Consider the following 17,279-nt stretch of genomic DNA (forward strand, 5'->3'; position numbering starts at 1 on the left):
TAATTGTGTTAATGATTAACTTGCGAAATTTGCGCTAAAAACCAGGTCACGATCAGCAGATCGGCGCTACCGCCTGGGCTGAGATTGCGTTCAATGCATTGCTGATCGAACCGGTGGAGATAAACGAGATCGTCAGGCGTCCGTATGCCGCCCTGCTGTAATAAGAACGCAGCCTGCTGCTGTAACCAGCGCAGACCGTCCGCCCCGCCGCGCGACGCGACGTTGGTATCGCCGTTAAGCGACATCAGCAGCAGTAAGGTATCAAGCAGCGCCAGTTCCGGATCGCGCCCCTGCGCCAGCAATGCGCGGTAGTGCGGCAATGCGTGGCGGATGACCAGCGGATAGCCCGCTTCCGCTTCACCGCGCGCGCCGGTTAATCCCAGTTGCTGATACAGCCGCTGACCTGCGGTGAGCTGTAGGTTGTTCTGGCGCAGTTCGCGCGTGGTCAGGCCGCGGCAAAAATCGGCGGCGGTAGCGCAGAGGGTTTCTGCGGCGATCGGCTGGCGTAGCTGATACAGGCGGCCAATGGCGGCGCACAGTAACCCCAGCGAGAAAATGCTGCCTTTATGGGTATTGACGCCCGCTGTTGCGCGAAACATCGCGGCTTCACAGGCCATCCCCAATGGACGCAGGCCCGCCAGAACCGACTCTGGCGGCAGGCGCGTGCAGCTGGCGCCATATTCCATAAAGCGCGGCAGCCAGTGTCGAATCGCCTCCGCGCTGCGGTGAAAATCCGCCAGCGCCATATCTTTGTGCGCGCCGCAGTTTAGTCGGTCTACCAGACCGGGTTTTGGCGATAAATTTACCTCGGTCAGCATGGCGCGCCAGGCCAAATCGGCCCAGGCGTCATACAGCGACTGAGGCTGAATGGAGGCGTTAGTCGGGTTGGCGGGAATCGGCATCATGCAGCAGCGCCTCCATATGAATCAGTAAATCAGTCAGCGCGTGGGTTTTACCCCGCGCGCATTCAGCCGCGCTTTGCCCGCACAGCAGACAGCGGCGGGCGGGAAGCGCGAAATGGCGGCGGGAGAGTATTTCGCCTTCCGCCGTCAGGACATCGATATCCCACAGGCGCCCCAGTGGATAACGCTGTTCAAGCGCGATGGTCGCCTGTTTGAGCGCCTGAGCGGGCGCGTCAATCGCCAGCAGCCCTTCCGGCCCGCTGGCGGAAGCCAGTGCAGCCTGCTCCCGGATGGTCCAGCCATACTCTTCTGCCAGCGTGTGCAGGGCAGTCACGCCGTGATTAAAGATCCGGCGGGTTAACGCGCTGTCTTTTATCGGGCCTGGCGCCACCACGGTAAAGGAGACCAGTGGAGTGGCGTGGCGCGTTAGCCAGGCGCGCTGTCTTGCTTGTCTCTCATCCCGGCTGGCGAGCAGCTCAGGAATAGAAACGTCGTGACAGGTGGCGAGTTCAGGAAACAGGCGCATGGCTTATTCCTTCACCTGATGCACCACATCGATCACTGAACCGTCGCGATAACGCACGACAGCAATCACGCGGTCGGTGAATTCGATAGGGCGGGGCTGACCGGTAAGCAGTTGCGCGCGTTCGCGCAGCCACTCAATCGATACCACTTTCATTCCCGCTGCTTTCAGGCGTTCAGCCAGCTCCGGACGCGCCGGATTGACGGCGATACCGTGATCGGTGACCAGAATGTCAACGCTGGAGCCCGGTGTGACGCAGGTGGTGACGTTATCAACCAGCGTTGGGATGCGACCGCGCACCAGCGGCGCGACGATGATGGACAGCGCCGCCGCGACGGCGGTATCGCAGTGGCCGCCGGACGCGCCGCGTAGAACGCCGTCGGAGCCGGTCAGCACGTTAACATTGAAGTGGGTGTCTACTTCCAGCGCGCTCAGCACCACCACGTCCAGACGGTCGACGGAAGCGCCTTTAGAGCCCCAGTTGGCGTACTGGTTAGCGCTGATTTCGATATGGTTCGGGTTGCGGGCCAAAGATTGCGCAGCGTTACGATCGAAGCTCTGCACGTCAAGCAGTTTGCGGATTAAGCCCTTTTCATGCAGGTCGACCATGGTGGCGGTGATTCCGCCCAGCGCGAAATTAGCCACAATGTTGCGGCTACGCATTTTGTCTTCCAGGAAGCGGGTGACCGCCAGCGATGCGCCGCCGGTGCCGGTTTGCAGGGAGAAACCTTCGTTGAAGTAGCCGGAGTGAGCAATGACTTCCGCCGCGCTGCGGGCGATCAGCAGTTCACGCGGATTAGTGGTCATGCGGGTCGCGCCAGCGCCGATTTTGTTTGCATCACCGACTTCTTCGATTTGCACGATCAGATCAACCTGATCCTGAGCGATGCTTGCCGGGTTATGCGGATACGGCAGCAGTTGCTCCGTCAGCATCACGACCTGCTTCGCGCTGTCGGCATCCACCATCGCGTAGCCCAGTGAACCGCAACAGGCTTTGCCGGTATAACCGTTAGCATTACCGAATTCATCGCAGGAGGGCACGCCAAGAAACGCAACATCAATATTGAGTTCGCCGCTTTGTACCAGATGCACACGACCGCCGTGGGAGTGAATCTGAACCGGCTCAGCCAGCAGGCCGCGAGAAATTTCTTCCGCCAGCGGGCCGCGCAGGCCTGACGTGTAGATGCGGCTGACCACCCCGTTACGAATGTGTTCAACCAGCGGCGCGTGGCAGTCGCTCAGCGAGCTGGAGGCCAGGGTCAGATTTTTGAAGCCCATCTTCGCGATGGTTTCCATCACCAGGTTAATCGTCAGATCGCCGCCGCGAAACGCGTGGTGAAAGGAAAGCGTCATGCCGTCGCGTAAACCGGAACGGCGGATGGCCTCTTCCAGGCTGGCGCACAGTTTGTGGTCGCGCGGTTTTTGCGCTTGTAGATCCAATTTTGCCGCACTTTGGTAAGCGCTCAGTTCGCTTTCAGCGTGACGGCTCCAGGCTGCTACGCGATCCTGGCGTTGAGATTCATTTTTCTGCGTCATTTTTTTGCCTTATTCTTCGCGAATACCGGAAAGTTCTGCACGGGAGAGCACCAGACGGGCGCGTTCAATCACCGGGCTGTCGACCATCTTGCCGTTAAGGGAAACGACGCCGAGACCTTCGCGGGCGGCGGCTTCTGCGGCTTCAACGACCAGACGCGCATGGGCGACCTCTTTACGCGTCGGCGCATAAAGGTTGTGCAGCAGTTCTATCTGGCGGGGGTTGATCAGTGACTTACCGTCAAAGCCCAACTGTTTAATGTGGGCGGCTTCTTGCAGGAAACCGGCTTCGTTGTTGGCGTCGGAATAGACGGTATCGAAGGCCTGAATGCCGGCGGAACGCGCGGCCTGCAAAATGGCGCAGCGGGCGAACAGCAGTTCGGTGCCTTCCGGAGAGCGTTCGGTGCGCAGGTTGCGAACATAGTCTTCCGCGCCCAGCGCAATCCCGATCAACCGTTCAGAGGCGTGGGCGATTTCTACCGCGCGGGTAATACCCAGCGGCGATTCCACGGCGGCTAACAGGCCGGTACTGCCCGGTTCGCGACCGCAGGCGTTTTCAATGCGCAGAATTTCGTTTTCGATATCAATGACGTCCTGCGCGGTGTCGGTTTTCGGTAAACGCACCACGTCCGCGCCGCCGCGCACGACCGCCTCCAGATCGTTGACGCCCCATTCGGAGTCCAGCGCATTCACGCGGACAATAGTTTCGACGTCACGGTAAAGCGGGTGTTGCAGCGCGTGATATACCAGACGGCGCGCCGCGTCTTTTTCGCGTAATGCAACGGAGTCTTCCAGGTCGAACATCAGCGCGTCGGCCGGGTAGATAAACGAATTGCTCACCATCGCCGCGTTGGCGCCCGGTACGAATAACATACTGCGGCGGGTGCGGGTTTTACGTTGTTGCAGAGAGGCGGAAATCATTGGCGATCCTCCCAGGGCAGAGCGGCAATACCGCTGGCGCGCGCCAGTAGCGTTTCCAGTCGGGCGCGCAAAATGCAGTCCAGAGCGCCTTTATCATCAACGTTCAGTTGTACGCCGCGCACGTCGTAGCGAGAAAGCACCTCCAGGATGGTGGCGCGAATGGCCTCGCCAAACTGTTTTTCAACGCTACTGTTGATTTGCAGGTCAATATCCTGCGTATCGAGCGGCGCAATGCGTATCATCACATCGCCGGACTCAAGCGTGCCTGCGACGGCTAGCTGGTTTATTTTCATTTTTCACCTGTTGCTAATACGGGGGACTTTTGACGGGCTGCCGCGCTGCCCGGATGGCGTTCGACCATGCCCTGCAAATAGCGCAGGGTGGCGTCGGGAACCAGCGGCGCGATAGCCGTGAGATCGTGTTTAACCAGCAGCTTGCGTACCCAGGAGGCGGATATCGGCGTCTCCTGGAAGCAAAGCCGCTCTATTTCCACCAGCGTAATGGGTGGGGCGGGAAGCGTTGGCGTCTCCAGCCAGAAACGCATATCAAGGTTGTACTGGGCGGTAACGGTGCAAAACGGCTCCGTACCGACAAAGCGGTGTGTGATGCCAAGCGCGGGCGCCAGATACTGGCGGAAAATCTTCAGGTCGATTTCGGTATAACAGTGATTAATGACGCTCTGCTCTTTAATGAAATAGCAGGGGAACGTCGCACGAGAAATAATGTATTCGGAGCCGCGGTGAACGGTTAAGCGCGGGATATCGGTGGTCCCTTTAAGGACCAGATCGAGTCGGTCTTCATAGGGAAAGCGTGATGTATCTTCTTTGACCAGGAACAGATGCAGCCAGTCGCACTGTGCCGCCGCCTGTTGGATCAGATAGCGATGGCCGTTCGTGAAAGGATTGGCGTTCATCACAATACAGCCAATTTTCTTTCCCTCATGACGCAATGTCGCCAGCGATTCCGCATACCGTTTCAACCGGGTCGCGCTATTTTCCATTAAGACCATTACGCCAGGGACGCTGGCTATCGTCGAAAAGCTGCACTGTTTAAACAGCGCTTCGTATTCCGTTTTGGTATAAATAAAAAGATGGGTGCAGTGCCGCTCCCAGGCGAGATTAATCAATTCCGTCGCCAGCGTTAACGCTAAGCCTTCGCCGCGTACTGATTCGCTAATGGCCACGCATTTAATGATATTTCCGGCAATACCGCCGCAGGCAATAAGACGGTCATCACGGCTGACGGTAATAAACACTTCTACAGTGGTATCGACGCTTAAATCATTCTCTTTGAGAAACTGAGCGATCTCCGCCATTTTTTTATTTTCAGAGCGTTTTACCCGAGTGAATACATTATTGCCAAACATAGTAAGAAATATCCTGGTGATATACTTGTTGCCACTTTTCTGTATATGTTGCGCTGTGTTGCAACTTGATAACTTTTTCTTTTCAGTCAGAGTGGGAGTATTTTTATGACGAGTTATTTATTTTTTCTCACTGACGTATACATCGTAAGGAGTATTTTGGTGGTAAATTTTGATTTATTTCACAAAGCGTTAGATGGTTTTTAAGTGTTTTATGGTTTTAAGTTTTTTAATTAATTTAATCGCCATTCCGGCGGTGGGTTTTAGTTGTTTAATTGATTTAATGTGGGGAATCTGTAACGATTGGTTTTTATATGCTTCAAGATACTCAAAACATTTTTATTACATTTGCGATAAATCTGAAGAGAAATGCCCATAAGGAACCTTAATGTCCTATCAGAATAATAAAAAGCTGTTTCCTTTTTTTCGGCAACTCGCGTTTCCGTTACGTATTTTTCTGCTCATTCTGGTGGTTTCTGTTTTCATCGTGGCAGCGTTAGCACAATATTTGTCTGCCAGTTTCGAAGATTATCTGGCGTCCCATGTTCGTGATATGGCGATGAATCAGGCAAAAATTATTGCTTCTAACGACAGCATTATCGCTGCCGTAAAAAACCGGGACTATAAACGCCTGGCGATAATTGCGAATAAACTGCAGCGCGGGACGGATTTTGACTATGTGGTGATAGGCGATCGCCACTCGATCCGGCTTTACCATCCGAATCCGGAAAAAATCGGCTATCCCATGCAGTTTACGAAACCCGGCGCGCTGGAAAGAGGAGAAAGTTATTTCATTACCGGTAAGGGCTCAATAGGGATGGCGATGCGCGCCAAAACGCCTATCTTTGACAACGAAGGCAACGTGATCGGCGTTGTTTCAATTGGCTATCTGGTCAGTAAAATCGACTCCTGGCGGCTGGACTTCTTATTACCGATGGCGGGGGTTTTTGTCCTGTTGCTGGTGGTATTAATGCTGCTTTCCTGGTTTTTCGCCGCGCATATCCGCCGACAAATGCTGGGCATGGAGCCGAAACAGATTGCGCGTGTGGTACGCCAGCAGGAGGCGTTATTTAGCTCGGTTTATGAAGGGCTGATCGCCGTTGATCCGGAGGGACATATCACCGCGATTAACCGCAATGCGAGAAAAATGTTGGGGCTGCCGTCGCCGGGGCGTCAGTGGCTGGGCAAGCTGATAGCGGAAGTCGTCAATCCGGCAGACTTTTTTACCTGCCAGATCGCAGAAAGACGTCAGGATGTGATGGCTAACTTCAATGGCCTGAGCGTCATCGCCAATCGTGAGGCTATCCGTTCCGGCGAGGAGCTGCTGGGCGCTATTATTAGTTTTCGCAGCAAGGATGAAATCGCGACGTTGAACGCGCAGTTAACTCAGATTAAACAGTATGTTGAGAGCCTGCGCACGCTACGCCATGAGCACCTGAACTGGATGTCGACTCTGAACGGCCTGCTGCAAATGAAAGAGTATGATCGGGTCAGAGAGATGGTGCAGGGCGAATCGCAGGCGCAGCAGCAACTTATTGATAGTTTACGCGGCGCCTTCGCCGATCGTCAGGTGGCCGGTTTGCTGTTTGGCAAAGTTCAGCGCGCGCGTGAACTGGGGCTCAAGATGGTGATAGTTCCCGGCAGTCAGCTACATCAACTGCCGGAGGGGCTGGATAGCACGGAGTTCGCCGCCATCGTCGGGAATCTGCTGGATAACGCGTTTGAGGCGAGTTTGCGTACACAGGAAGGCGACAAGACCATCGAACTTTTCCTGAGCGACGAGGGCGACGAGGTGGTAATAGAGGTCGCCGACCAGGGCTGCGGCGTTCCTGAAGCGCTGCGGGAAAAGATTTTTGAACAGGGCGTAAGTACCCGAACCGACGAACCCGGTGAGCATGGTATCGGGTTATATCTGATTGCAAGTTATGTGGGGCGCTGTGGCGGGGTCATTACGCTGGAAAACAATGATCCTTGTGGCACCTTATTTTCTTTATTCCTTCCGAAAGTGAAAAAAAACGATGACAGAACCATTAACCCTATTGATCGTTGAGGATGAAACGCTGCTGGCGGAGATGCACGCAGAATATATCCGCCATATTCCTGGCTTTAACCAGATATGGCTGGCGGGCAATCTGGCGCAGGCGAGAATGATGATTGACCGGTTCAAACCTGGATTAATTCTGTTGGATAATTATCTGCCGGATGGGAAGGGGATTACGCTGCTGCATGAATTAATGCAGTCGCGCTATCCCGGCGGCGTCGTGTTTACGACCGCCGCCAGTGACATGGAGACGGTAGCGGAAGCGGTACGTAGCGGCGCGTTTGATTATCTGGTCAAACCTATTGCTTATGAGCGTTTGGGGCAGACGCTGACCCGTTATCAACAGCGCAGACGTATGCTGGCGAGCGCGGATAGCGCAAGCCAGAAGCAGATAGATGAAATGTTCAACGCCTATGCGCGCGGCGAACCGAAAGGGGATTTGCCGACCGGTATTGATGCCTTAACCCTTAATGCGGTGATGAAGCTGTTTGCCGATCCAACCGTACGCCATACGGCTGAAACGGTCGCGCAGGCCTTAACTATAAGCCGCACCACATCCCGACGCTACCTGGAATATTGCGCGAGTCAGCACCTGATTGTCGCAGAGATTATTCATGGCAAAGTGGGCAGGCCGCAGCGTATTTACCACGGCGGCTAAGCCTGGTTTAAGATGCCGGGGCGATGTTTTCCCTCGCCCCGGCTTACCGGCTATCAGCCGCCGGTAACGGCGGAAGAGGCGCCTGGCACCATAATTTCCGTGGCGATAATGACGATCAACAGACCGACGATGACCGGAACGGACGTGCGTTTCACCACTTCAAACGGTGATATTTTAGCCATCCCGGCGACAGCGACCACGACGCCGGAGACCGGCGAAATCGTGCGCCCCAGGTTTGAGGCTTGCAGCATTGGGATGGATAAATAGGCTGGGTTGATGCCGGAGGAGTGCGCCAGTTTAGGGATCATCTCAACAAAGGCGTAAAAAGGCGCATTGCCTGAACCGGTGGTCATCGCGGCCAGCATGGTTAAAATCACTAAGACCAGCATCAGAATAATGCTGGCGGAGCCAAAAGAAGTGGCAATCGAGATCAGACTTTGGATAAAGCCAATGGTGCTCAGCCCCTGGGCGAAAACGCCCGCCGCGACCAGCAGCATCACAACGCCGGCAAACGCATCCGCCATGCCGCGATAAGCCACTTCCAGGCCGGAAAACACATTTTGCGTGTTGAAACCGCGCACGAATTCCAGCACGGCGGCCAGCAGCATACAGATCACCAGAATGGTAATAATGTGCAACTGCGGCCCCCATTTACCGTCAAAAATCAGTACGCCGATAATGGGCGTGAACGGCAAAAGGGCATAAAACGCCGGGGCCGTGGTGGTAATCTCCGCCACGTCCAGCATCTCATGTGAAATGTTCTCTTTTTTATCCAGATAGCGTTGCCAGAAAAAATGCGCAATCGCCATACCGATAATGGCGGCGATGGAAATCGGCAGCGTGGTTTTGAACGCGAAATCGATTAACGGCATCTCCGCCGCTTTTGCGGCTAAAACCACATCGCCAGACGTTGGCGAGAGGATAATAGCGGCCGGCGAGGCGCAAATAGCCGCCGCCGCGCCGCGGCTAATGCCGACGTTGACCATCACCGGGAAGAGAGTAGCCATGAGCAGTACGCCAAGCCCCGTCGCGGAAGAGACGGCCAGTGACATCAGGCAGGCGACAAAATAGGCGGCAATCATCAACAGGTAGGGCGAGTTTATGTACTGTAAAGGTTTCGACGCCAGCTTCACGACCATATCATTCGCGCCGATATGCGTCATATAGGCGGCAAAGCCGCATAGCATCATGATCATCATGCCAAGATCGCCGCCGCGACTCATAAGCAAAATTTTGATGTATTCAACAATATCTGTTGCGGTATAGCCGGTACTGGTTTCGCTGGCAGGTAATACCTTATGCCCCATCAGCGCGCTGATAATAAGCAGAACCAGACCGCCGACAAATAAAACGCCAGTGGCGGAATATCCCTTAATGATGTAGCGCGCTACACCCACAATAACGACGACTCCGATAAGGAGCTCTATAACTGTTAGCATTGTTTCCCCTGTCTTATCGACACCCAGAGTAAAAATAAGAGCCACAAAAGTGGTATAAAAATGTACCGAATAAAGGATGGCGCCTTACTGATTAAAATCACGGCGCGGTTATTTTTTCATGTCATCGCTAAAGATGAAATATGCTTATACGAATTTTCTGTAGCGCTATAAGTATTAATTTATTGTTATTTTATTGTTTTATTTGTTGTGCTTTGTTTTGTGTTTTTTGTGAAAGCTTATTAAGGAGCGCGCGACGGTTCTGAGTGCTAAATCAAACGCCGTTAACCCGATACTCTCTCAGATTATTCTCTGTTTATAGTTTGTTAAGATTTTATTCAGGTTAATGTTGTTATTATCACAGTCGAATTTTTGAACGGTATGGCTGTTGTGATGATTATCAGAAAGTATTTTCTTATTATTGCTCTCCTTGTTATGCCATGGCTGGCTATTCCTTCAGTCTCTGCGGCGGATAAAGGGTGGTTTAACACGTTTACCGATAACGTCGCAGAAACGTGGCGACAGCCTGAGCATTATGATTTGTATGTCCCCGCCATTACCTGGCATGCGCGCTTTGCCTACGATAAAGAGAAAACGGATCGCTATAACGAGCGGCCGTGGGGCGTTGGTTTTGGTCAGTCGCGCTGGGACGATAAAGGCAACTGGCATGGCCTCTATATGATGGCCTTTAAAGATTCATTTAACAAATGGGAACCCATAGGCGGTTATGGCTGGGAAAAAACCTGGCGACCGCTGGAAGACGATAATTTTCGTCTGGGACTGGGCTTTACCGCAGGCGTTACCGCGCGCGACAACTGGAATTATATTCCCATCCCTGTGCTGTTGCCTTTAGCGTCGATAGGTTATGGGCCCGCTACCTTTCAGATGACCTACATTCCGGGTTCGTATAACAACGGAAACGTCTATTTCGCCTGGATGCGTTTCCAGTTTTGACGGGGAAGGGCATGCTTCAGTTGTGAATTAAAAAGTCTTAAAAAACAATAGGTAGCTAGAGTTAGCTAAAAATTAACGCGATATTTATCACTTTTTCGCAAAGTTCGACTGGACAAAATGCATCACAATTGTTGTACTGGTATCCGACACAGCATTTGTGTCTATTTTTCATGTAAAGGTAATTTTGATGTCTAAGATTAAAGGTAACGTTAAGTGGTTTAATGAATCCAAAGGATTCGGTTTCATTACTCCGGAAGATGGCAGCAAAGACGTGTTCGTACACTTCTCTGCAATCCAGACCAATGGTTTTAAAACTCTGGCTGAAGGTCAGCGCGTAGAGTTCGAAATCACTAACGGTGCCAAAGGCCCTTCCGCTGCAAACGTAACTGCTCTGTAAGCATACGTCCGACAGCAAGATTTCAAAACCCGCCCTTTCGGCGGGTTTTTTTTTGCGCTTAACGCGCCGCTGCGGCGGAAAATAGCCAGAATGCCAGCGCCGTCATGGCAAACGAACCCAACAGATTAATCAGCACATTCAGCAGCGCCCAGCCAAAGCGCCCCTCTTGCAGCAAGAATACCACTTCGGCAGAAAAAGTAGAAAAGGTCGTCAGGCCGCCGCAAAAGCCGGTCGTGATGAGCACTTTCCACATCGGATCGATATGTGTCATGCGGTTAAACCAGGCGAACCCCATGCCGATAATAAACGCGCCAAGCAAATTTGCTGTTAGCGTACCGATGGGAATCGCCTGATGAAGCGGATTAAAACGCATACTTAGCATCCACCGGGCTACGCTCCCCGTTCCACCGCCGATAAAAACTGCTAAAAGAAGCTGTAACACTGCCGAATCCTTTATTTAATTGCTATACAAGAGGAGTGTAACGCCGAACACGCATAATTGGCGAGTCCTGACAGAGGTGTGGGAGGGATATGTTCGTTGCAGCCGGGCAGTTTGTGGTGAGTTCTGTATGGGAAGAGAATGCGCAAGTTTGCGTTTCGTTAATGGCTCAGGCGGCGGACCGCGGCGTATCGCTTCTGGTGCTGCCTGAGGGGATATTAGCGCGAGATGACATCGACCTTGACCTGCCGATTCGCGCCGCGCAGCCGCTGGATGGCGCGTTTATGACGCGGCTTCTGGAAGAAAGCGCTCATAATAATATGACGACGATATTCACTATCCTTGTCCCGTCAACGCCTGGACGGGCGGTTAATATGCTGGTGGCGCTACGGGCGGGTCACATTGTCGCGCGTTACGCGAAGCTGCATCTCTATGATGCGTTTTCGATGCAAGAATCCCAAAGTATTGATGCCGGAACCGTTATCGCGCCTGTGCTGGACGTGGAGGGGGTTAAGGTGGGGCTTATGACCTGTTATGACCTGCGCTTTCCGGATATGGCGTTAGCGCTGGCTTTACAGGGGGCTGACGTATTGGCGCTGCCGACGGGCTGGGTTCGCGGCCCGTTGAAAGAGCAGCAGTGGTCGACGCTGCTGGCGGCGAGAGCGCTGGATACCACCTGCTATATGATTGCGGCCGGGGAGTGTGGTAATCGTAATATTGGTCAAAGTCGTATTATCGATCCGTTGGGGGTAACGATAGCCGCGGCAGCCGATCGTCCGGCGCTGATCGTCGCGGAAATATTCAGAGAACGAATAGACCAGGTGCGGGAGCAACTTCCTCTTTTGCAGCAACGACGATTTGCGCCACCGCAATTATTATGATGTTTTTTTACGCAAAGCTTGATTCACCTTGTTACAGATTGCTATTGTGTGCGCGCGTCGAAAGACCGTTAATATTCTCAGGTTAATCCGGCGCGTTACGCAGCCTGTTTTTAGTGAAGAAGGTATCTATGGGTGAGATTAGTATTACCAAACTGCTGGTGGTTGCCGCACTGGTTGTTCTGCTGTTTGGTACCAAGAAGTTACGTACGCTGGGCGGAGACCTGGGCACGGCGATTAAAGGATTCAAGAAAGCAATGAACGATGAAGACGCGGGCGTTAAGAAAGACGTCGACGGTAGCGTTCAGGCTGAAAAACTCTCGCACAAAGAGTAATTGCGCGATGCGCTTGCTCCGCAGAGTAAAAAAACCGGCAAGTTGCCGGTTTTTTTTGCCTGAAATGTAAGCGTCTATTACACGATCATTTCACTTCCATGCCTTTGGCCTGGAGATCAGCATGGTACGAAGAACGTACAAAGGGGCCACAGGCGGCATGGGTAAAGCCCATCGCCAGGGCTTCCGCTTTCATCTCGTCAAACTCTTCCGGGCTGACATAACGCTGTACCGGCAGGTGATGGCGGCTTGGCTGTAGATACTGACCAAGCGTCAGCATGGTAACGCCGTGACGGCGTAAGTCGCGCATAACCTCAATGATTTCCGCATTGGTTTCGCCTAAGCCCACCATCAGACCCGATTTTGTCGGAATTTCCGGGTGCGCTTCTTTGAAGCGTTCCAGTAATTTCAGCGACCAGTTGTAATCGGCGCCCGGACGAACCTGGCGGTAAATACGCGGCACGTTTTCCAGGTTGTGGTTAAACACATCCGGCGGCGTCGCGTTAAGGATATCCAGCGCGCGATCCATACGTCCACGGAAGTCTGGCACCAGCGTCTCTATTTTTATCTCCGGGCTTTTGGCGCGGATGGCGGTGATGCAGTCAGCAAAATGCTGGGCGCCGCCGTCACGCAGATCGTCACGGTCGACAGAGGTGATGACCACATAGCGTAGCGCCATGTCGGCGATCGTTTGCGCCAGTTTCTGCGGCTCTTCCGCATCCGGCGCAACGGGGCGGCCATGGGCGACATCACAGAACGGACAGCGGCGAGTGCAAATGGCGCCAAGGATCATAAACGTAGCGGTACCGTGGTTGAAACATTCAGCCAGGTTTGGGCAAGACGCTTCCTCGCAGACAGAATGCAGGCCATTTTTGCGCATTGCGGCTTTGATGCCCTGGATACGGGTAGAATCCGCCGGAAGTTTTATTTTCATCCATTCCGGTTTACGTAGTAGAGCGTCGCGCTCTGTGACCACATTTTTAACCGGGATAAGAGCCATCTTATCGGCATCGCGGTATTTTACACCGCGTTCCATCACAATGGGTTTACTCATAGCGTGCGTGTTCCAGTTGCGAATAACGAAGGAAAGCGTTTCAATTCAAGGGAAAGTTGTATTTATCAACTATTTTTGAATTTGTGACACGCAGTATATCATTGATAAGGGCCATAAAGCAGCCTGACAGCCCGGCAAAATGTAAAATAGTTGTTGTTTTGTGCTGTTTGCCCATATCTTCCGTGACCTGAATGCAACATTTTTGTCAGAACGCCTCACGAATGATATCAATGACGTTCTCCAGCACCGGATCGCGCAGACTCAGTTTATTGTAATGCAGCGAGAACTCGACCTGTTCACTATTCACCGGCGCGTAGGGAAGGCGTTCAAGCGGCCAGCAGCGGCTAAATAAGTTGTAGAAGCGGGTGGGCATCAGTCCCAGCAGATCGCTGCTGGCGATCAGCGAGGCAATGGTAAAAATATTGTAGCTGCTAAAACTGATTTGCTGATCGGGAAATGTCTCCTGCAGTCGCTGGCGCAGGAGGGAAAGATGTTGTCCCTCCAGCATCAGAAAGGTGTGATCCGCGCTGTTCAGTCTCTCTTCAGTAATGGCGTTCGCCAGACACGGGTGATGCTGGCGGCAGACAATCTCAAGCGTATCGCTAAACAGGACGTGATGATGAATGCTCCGGTTGTTATAGCTATGGGTATTGATAATGAGATCGGTCTGAAACTGAGTAAGCTGGCTTTCGGCATCGTCTACCGGAATGTTGCGCAGCAAAAGCTGAGGATAACGCGGCCTGATGGCCTGGTAAATAATCGGCATCACTAGCGCGCCGACCGAAGGCGTCGTGCCAATTGTAATGGTACGTTGCTTATCATAGCTGCCCGTAAGATCCAGGGCGCCAAGAATAGATTCCAGCCCCTGACTGATGTATTCGTGCAGATGCGTAGCATACGTCGTGGGCGTTACGCCCTGGCCTTTGCGAATAAACAGCGGATCGGGAAATATAGTCCGTAATTTTTGAATGGACTGGCTGATGGCTGACGGCGTCAGGTTAAGAATTTTCGCTGCATTGACGATCCCTTTATGGACATATACGGCCTCGAAAATCGTCAACAGATTGAGGTCAATATTTCTCAGTGTTCTGAAAATTTGCGGTTTGTCTTGTAGGTGTTGATCGGCCGGTTGTCTTTCTGCCTGATTATTATCACTCACGCTCTGGCTCCGAATTCATTCGTATTATGAATAATAGATGAAATAGTATATTTTGCATTTATGAGTTGGTTTTAAAATTACTCTTATGAATGTATTTTTAGTCATTTCAATAAGATAAGTAACAGCAAGGCCGGGATTTTGTTCACGGAAAATTCCTCATCATGAGGACTGAAGAGGCCATGCCACCTGGCGGCTACAGCAGGGATATAACGAAAATATAGAAAGCGGGGGGAGAAGTAAAGCATTCAAATCATATATGATTAATGACCCATAAATTTCTTGGGCCATTATATTTTACGCATTAAGCAGCAATATATTCATACGGTGGATTATTTAGCAGAGCTAAAATATTCGCCAGCAAGCGGGGCGCAATATTATCCGTGGTAGCGTCTTCCTTCCACTGCGTTATTTTGGCCATTTCCATGCCGGCATAACCACACGGGTTGATACGCAGGAAAGGAGAAAGATCCATGTTAACGTTTAGCGCTAAACCGTGGAATGAGCAGCCGCGACGGATACGTAAACCCAGCGAGCAGATTTTCTTTTCACCCACGTAGACGCCCGGCGCATCGGCGCGCGGATGCGCCTCAATACCAATTTCAGCCAGCGTATTCACCACGGTCTGTTCAAGTAGGGTGACTAAATCACGCACGCCCAGTTTACGTCGTTTCAGGTTAAGTAAAACGTACATTACCTGTTGGCCCGGACCATGATAGGTCACCTGTCCTCCACGATCGCTCTGCACAACGGGAATATCGCCAGGCATCAATATATGTTCCGCTTTACCGGCCTGGCCCTGGGTAAACACCGGGTAATGCTCAACCAACCAGATTTCATCATGGCTGTTTTCATCGCGCATATCGGTAAAGTTATGCATGGCCTGAGAGATAGCTTCATAGGGCTGAAGGCCGAGCTGGCGGACAAGGATTTTATCCTGATACAAAACGGCATCTCCGTAGAGAATGAAAAAAGAGAGGAAAGTATATCACAGCGGGGGAGGCGGGGAGTTACCCGGATAAGACCGGGTAACCGTCTGGATGTATTACAATACCATTCGCACGATATCAATATTGCCCAGTTCTTCGTACAACGTTTCAACCTGTTCAATATGGGTGGCATTAATGGTGATAGAGACCGAGTGGTAGTTGCCTTTGCTGCTCGGTTTTACCGTCGGAGAGTAATCACCAGGCGCATGGCGCTGTACCACTTCAACCACCTGATCAACCAGCTCAGGTAACGCCTGCCCCATTACTTTGTAAGTAAATGGCGTAGGGAATTCAAGCAGTTCGTTAAGTTTGGTTTTCATGTCAGCTCCGGCATTACGTAAAAAAATAACAACTCCCGCCACAGGGCGGGAGTTTTACTGATGCATAGTATATGGGGACGAAAATCACACTTTCAAGCGTTCAATTTTTATCCAAACCAGTGATGGAACATTAATTTAATGTAATCAATGATTTTACCGAAGAAGTTCCCTTCCGGGATCTCTTGCAGTACGACCAGCGGACGCTGCTCGATGGTTTTACCGTCCAGCTGGAAGTTGATGGTGCCGACCACCTGGTTTTTCTGCAGCGGCGCGTGCAGTTCTGCGGTATTCAGTACATAGCTCGCTTTCAAATCTTTCATGCGACCGCGAGGGATCGTCAGGTAAACGTCTTTATCGACGCCCAGCGAGGCGCGATCGGTATTACCAAACCAGGCGGGTTCAGAGGCGAACTCTTTACCAGCCTTCAGCGGATTAACGGTTTCAAAGAAACGGAAGCCCCACGTCAGCAGTTTTTTGCTTTCTGTTTCACGGCCTTTATAGGTTCGTCCGCCCATTACGGCGGAAATCAACCGCATCTGGCCTTCGGTTGCGGAAGCGACCAGATTATAGCCCGCTTTGCTGGTATGGCCGGTTTTGATGCCGTCCACATTCAGGCTGTTATCCCACAGCAGACCGTTACGGTTTAACTGGCGAATGCCGTTAAAGGTGAACTCTTTTTCTTTATAAACGGCATATTCGTTAGGCACATCGCGAATTAACGCCTGACCAATCAGCGCCATATCGCGAGCTGAACTGTATTGTCCGTCGGCGTCCAGGCCGTGTACGGTCTGGAAGTGGGTATTTTTCAGCCCTAACGCGTTCACATAGCTGTTCATCAGCCCGACGAAAGCATCCTGGCTACCGGCGGCGAAATCAGCCATCGCCACACAGGCGTCATTACCGGATTGCAGATTGATGCCGCGTATCAACTGAGAGACCGGTACCTGCATTCCCGGTTTGAGGAACATCAGCGAGGAACCTTTAAATACCGGATTGCCGGTGGCCCAGGCGTCATTACCGACGGTAACCAGGTCGGTTTCTTTAAATTTACCCGCTTTCATTGCCTGTCCGATGACGTAACTGGTCATCATCTTCGTCAGACTAGCCGGGTCGCGACGTTCGTCGGCGTTTTGTTCCGCCAGAACTTTGCCGGAGTTGTAGTCGATCAGGATGTAGGATTCCGCATCGATCTGCGGAACGCCCGGGATCATAGTTTTGATATTCAGGTCATCGGCATGTGCGGTTGAGATAAACGCGGCACAAAGCGCCGTGGTGAGCGCCATGCGCTGCATAAAACGAGCGGAAAAAGTGGTCTTCATGGTCTGAACTACGACGTCCGTGATGAAATTAAAAAAAGAGCCCTACTATAGCAAAAGCATAACT

At 52.3% G+C, this 17,279-nt stretch carries 19 protein-coding genes; 6 read left to right on the forward strand and 13 right to left on the reverse strand.

The genetic code is table 11. From position 1 onward, the window contains the following. Positions 1-8: 8 nt before the first annotated feature. From citG to citC, 6 genes are read right to left on the reverse strand one after another with little or no spacing between them, the layout of a single operon-like run. The gene (gene citG / locus EOS97_RS16775) at positions 9-905 is read right to left on the reverse strand and encodes a triphosphoribosyl-dephospho-CoA synthase CitG (RefSeq protein ID WP_000982653.1); all 897 of its coding nucleotides are present in this window, start codon (positions 903-905) and stop codon (positions 9-11) included. Next, complete coding sequence (gene citX, locus EOS97_RS16780; protein WP_001236063.1) at positions 877-1,428, reverse strand: citrate lyase holo-[acyl-carrier protein] synthase; 552 nt, start codon at positions 1,426-1,428, stop codon at positions 877-879. The genes citG and citX overlap by 29 nt, the downstream gene beginning before the upstream one ends. Before the next feature lie 3 nt (positions 1,429-1,431). Next, the gene (citF, locus tag EOS97_RS16785; protein ID WP_000192323.1) at positions 1,432-2,961 is read right to left on the reverse strand and encodes a citrate lyase subunit alpha; all 1,530 of its coding nucleotides are present in this window, start codon (positions 2,959-2,961) and stop codon (positions 1,432-1,434) included. 9 nt (positions 2,962-2,970) lie between these two features. Continuing rightward, positions 2,971-3,879: a citrate (pro-3S)-lyase subunit beta gene (citE, locus tag EOS97_RS16790; protein WP_000622342.1), complete on the reverse strand. Its 909-nt coding sequence runs from the start codon at positions 3,877-3,879 to the stop codon at positions 2,971-2,973. After that, positions 3,876-4,172, reverse strand: coding sequence for a citrate lyase acyl carrier protein (gene citD / locus EOS97_RS16795; protein ID WP_000700679.1), 297 nt, complete (start codon positions 4,170-4,172; stop codon positions 3,876-3,878). The genes citE and citD overlap by 4 nt, the downstream gene beginning before the upstream one ends. After that, complete coding sequence (citC, locus tag EOS97_RS16800) at positions 4,169-5,245, reverse strand: [citrate (pro-3S)-lyase] ligase (RefSeq protein WP_127836180.1); 1,077 nt, start codon at positions 5,243-5,245, stop codon at positions 4,169-4,171. The genes citD and citC overlap by 4 nt, the downstream gene beginning before the upstream one ends. 385 nt (positions 5,246-5,630) lie before the next feature. On the opposite strand from citC, the gene dpiB reads away from it, so the two are divergent. Further along, positions 5,631-7,292, forward strand: a complete 1,662-nt coding sequence (dpiB, locus tag EOS97_RS16805; RefSeq protein ID WP_127836181.1) for a sensor histidine kinase DpiB — start codon at positions 5,631-5,633, stop codon at positions 7,290-7,292. Further along, entirely contained in the window at positions 7,261-7,941 is a 681-nt protein-coding gene (gene dpiA, locus EOS97_RS16810; RefSeq protein ID WP_000138784.1) for a two-component response regulator DpiA, read from the forward strand. Before dpiB ends, dpiA begins: the two co-directional genes overlap by 32 nt. A 53-nt stretch (positions 7,942-7,994) precedes the next feature. On the opposite strand, the gene dcuC is transcribed toward dpiA, so the two are convergent. Continuing rightward, a complete protein-coding gene (gene dcuC / locus EOS97_RS16815; RefSeq protein ID WP_000958619.1) occupies positions 7,995-9,380 on the reverse strand; it encodes an anaerobic C4-dicarboxylate transporter DcuC in 1,386 nt (461 codons plus the stop codon). Between the two features lie 378 nt (positions 9,381-9,758). Between dcuC and pagP the strand changes: the two genes are divergently transcribed. After that, positions 9,759-10,331: a lipid IV(A) palmitoyltransferase PagP gene (gene pagP / locus EOS97_RS16820; protein ID WP_001623090.1), complete on the forward strand. Its 573-nt coding sequence runs from the start codon at positions 9,759-9,761 to the stop codon at positions 10,329-10,331. 187 nt (positions 10,332-10,518) lie between these two features. Next, positions 10,519-10,728 (forward strand): transcription antiterminator/RNA stability regulator CspE, encoded by a 210-nt coding sequence (gene cspE, locus EOS97_RS16825; protein WP_000034826.1) that lies wholly within the window; start codon positions 10,519-10,521, stop codon positions 10,726-10,728. Between the two features lie 58 nt (positions 10,729-10,786). Here cspE and crcB read toward each other — a convergent pair whose 3' ends face one another. After that, positions 10,787-11,170, reverse strand: coding sequence for a fluoride efflux transporter CrcB (crcB, locus tag EOS97_RS16830; protein WP_000939753.1), 384 nt, complete (start codon positions 11,168-11,170; stop codon positions 10,787-10,789). An 89-nt stretch (positions 11,171-11,259) separates the two neighbouring features. Between crcB and EOS97_RS16835 the strand changes: the two genes are divergently transcribed. Both EOS97_RS16835 and tatE read left to right on the forward strand, forming a co-directional pair. Further along, on the forward strand, positions 11,260-12,048 hold the full coding sequence (locus EOS97_RS16835) for a deaminated glutathione amidase (RefSeq protein WP_000495776.1): 789 nt from the start codon (positions 11,260-11,262) through the stop codon (positions 12,046-12,048). 128 nt (positions 12,049-12,176) lie between these two features. Further along, on the forward strand, positions 12,177-12,380 hold the full coding sequence (gene tatE, locus EOS97_RS16840) for a twin-arginine translocase subunit TatE (RefSeq protein ID WP_000503938.1): 204 nt from the start codon (positions 12,177-12,179) through the stop codon (positions 12,378-12,380). Between the two features lie 85 nt (positions 12,381-12,465). Here tatE and lipA read toward each other — a convergent pair whose 3' ends face one another. The 5 genes from lipA to dacA form a co-directional block, all read right to left on the reverse strand. Beyond that, on the reverse strand, positions 12,466-13,431 hold the full coding sequence (gene lipA, locus EOS97_RS16845) for a lipoyl synthase (RefSeq protein WP_000042640.1): 966 nt from the start codon (positions 13,429-13,431) through the stop codon (positions 12,466-12,468). 205 nt (positions 13,432-13,636) lie between these two features. After that, positions 13,637-14,590 (reverse strand): YbeF family transcriptional regulator, encoded by a 954-nt coding sequence (locus tag EOS97_RS16850; RefSeq protein ID WP_001282822.1) that lies wholly within the window; start codon positions 14,588-14,590, stop codon positions 13,637-13,639. Positions 14,591-14,891: 301 nt separating this feature from the next. Continuing rightward, on the reverse strand, positions 14,892-15,533 hold the full coding sequence (lipB, locus tag EOS97_RS16855) for a lipoyl(octanoyl) transferase LipB (protein WP_000284009.1): 642 nt from the start codon (positions 15,531-15,533) through the stop codon (positions 14,892-14,894). A gap of 99 nt (positions 15,534-15,632) precedes the next feature. Continuing rightward, the gene (gene ybeD / locus EOS97_RS16860; protein WP_000850547.1) at positions 15,633-15,896 is read right to left on the reverse strand and encodes a DUF493 family protein YbeD; all 264 of its coding nucleotides are present in this window, start codon (positions 15,894-15,896) and stop codon (positions 15,633-15,635) included. A gap of 107 nt (positions 15,897-16,003) precedes the next feature. Further along, positions 16,004-17,215, reverse strand: a complete 1,212-nt coding sequence (gene dacA, locus EOS97_RS16865; protein ID WP_000858711.1) for a D-alanyl-D-alanine carboxypeptidase DacA — start codon at positions 17,213-17,215, stop codon at positions 16,004-16,006. Positions 17,216-17,279: the final 64 nt, after the last annotated feature.

The sequence above is a fragment of the Salmonella sp. SSDFZ54 genome (genome assembly GCF_004010735.1).
GTDB classification, from domain to species: Bacteria; Pseudomonadota; Gammaproteobacteria; order Enterobacterales; family Enterobacteriaceae; genus Salmonella; species Salmonella enterica.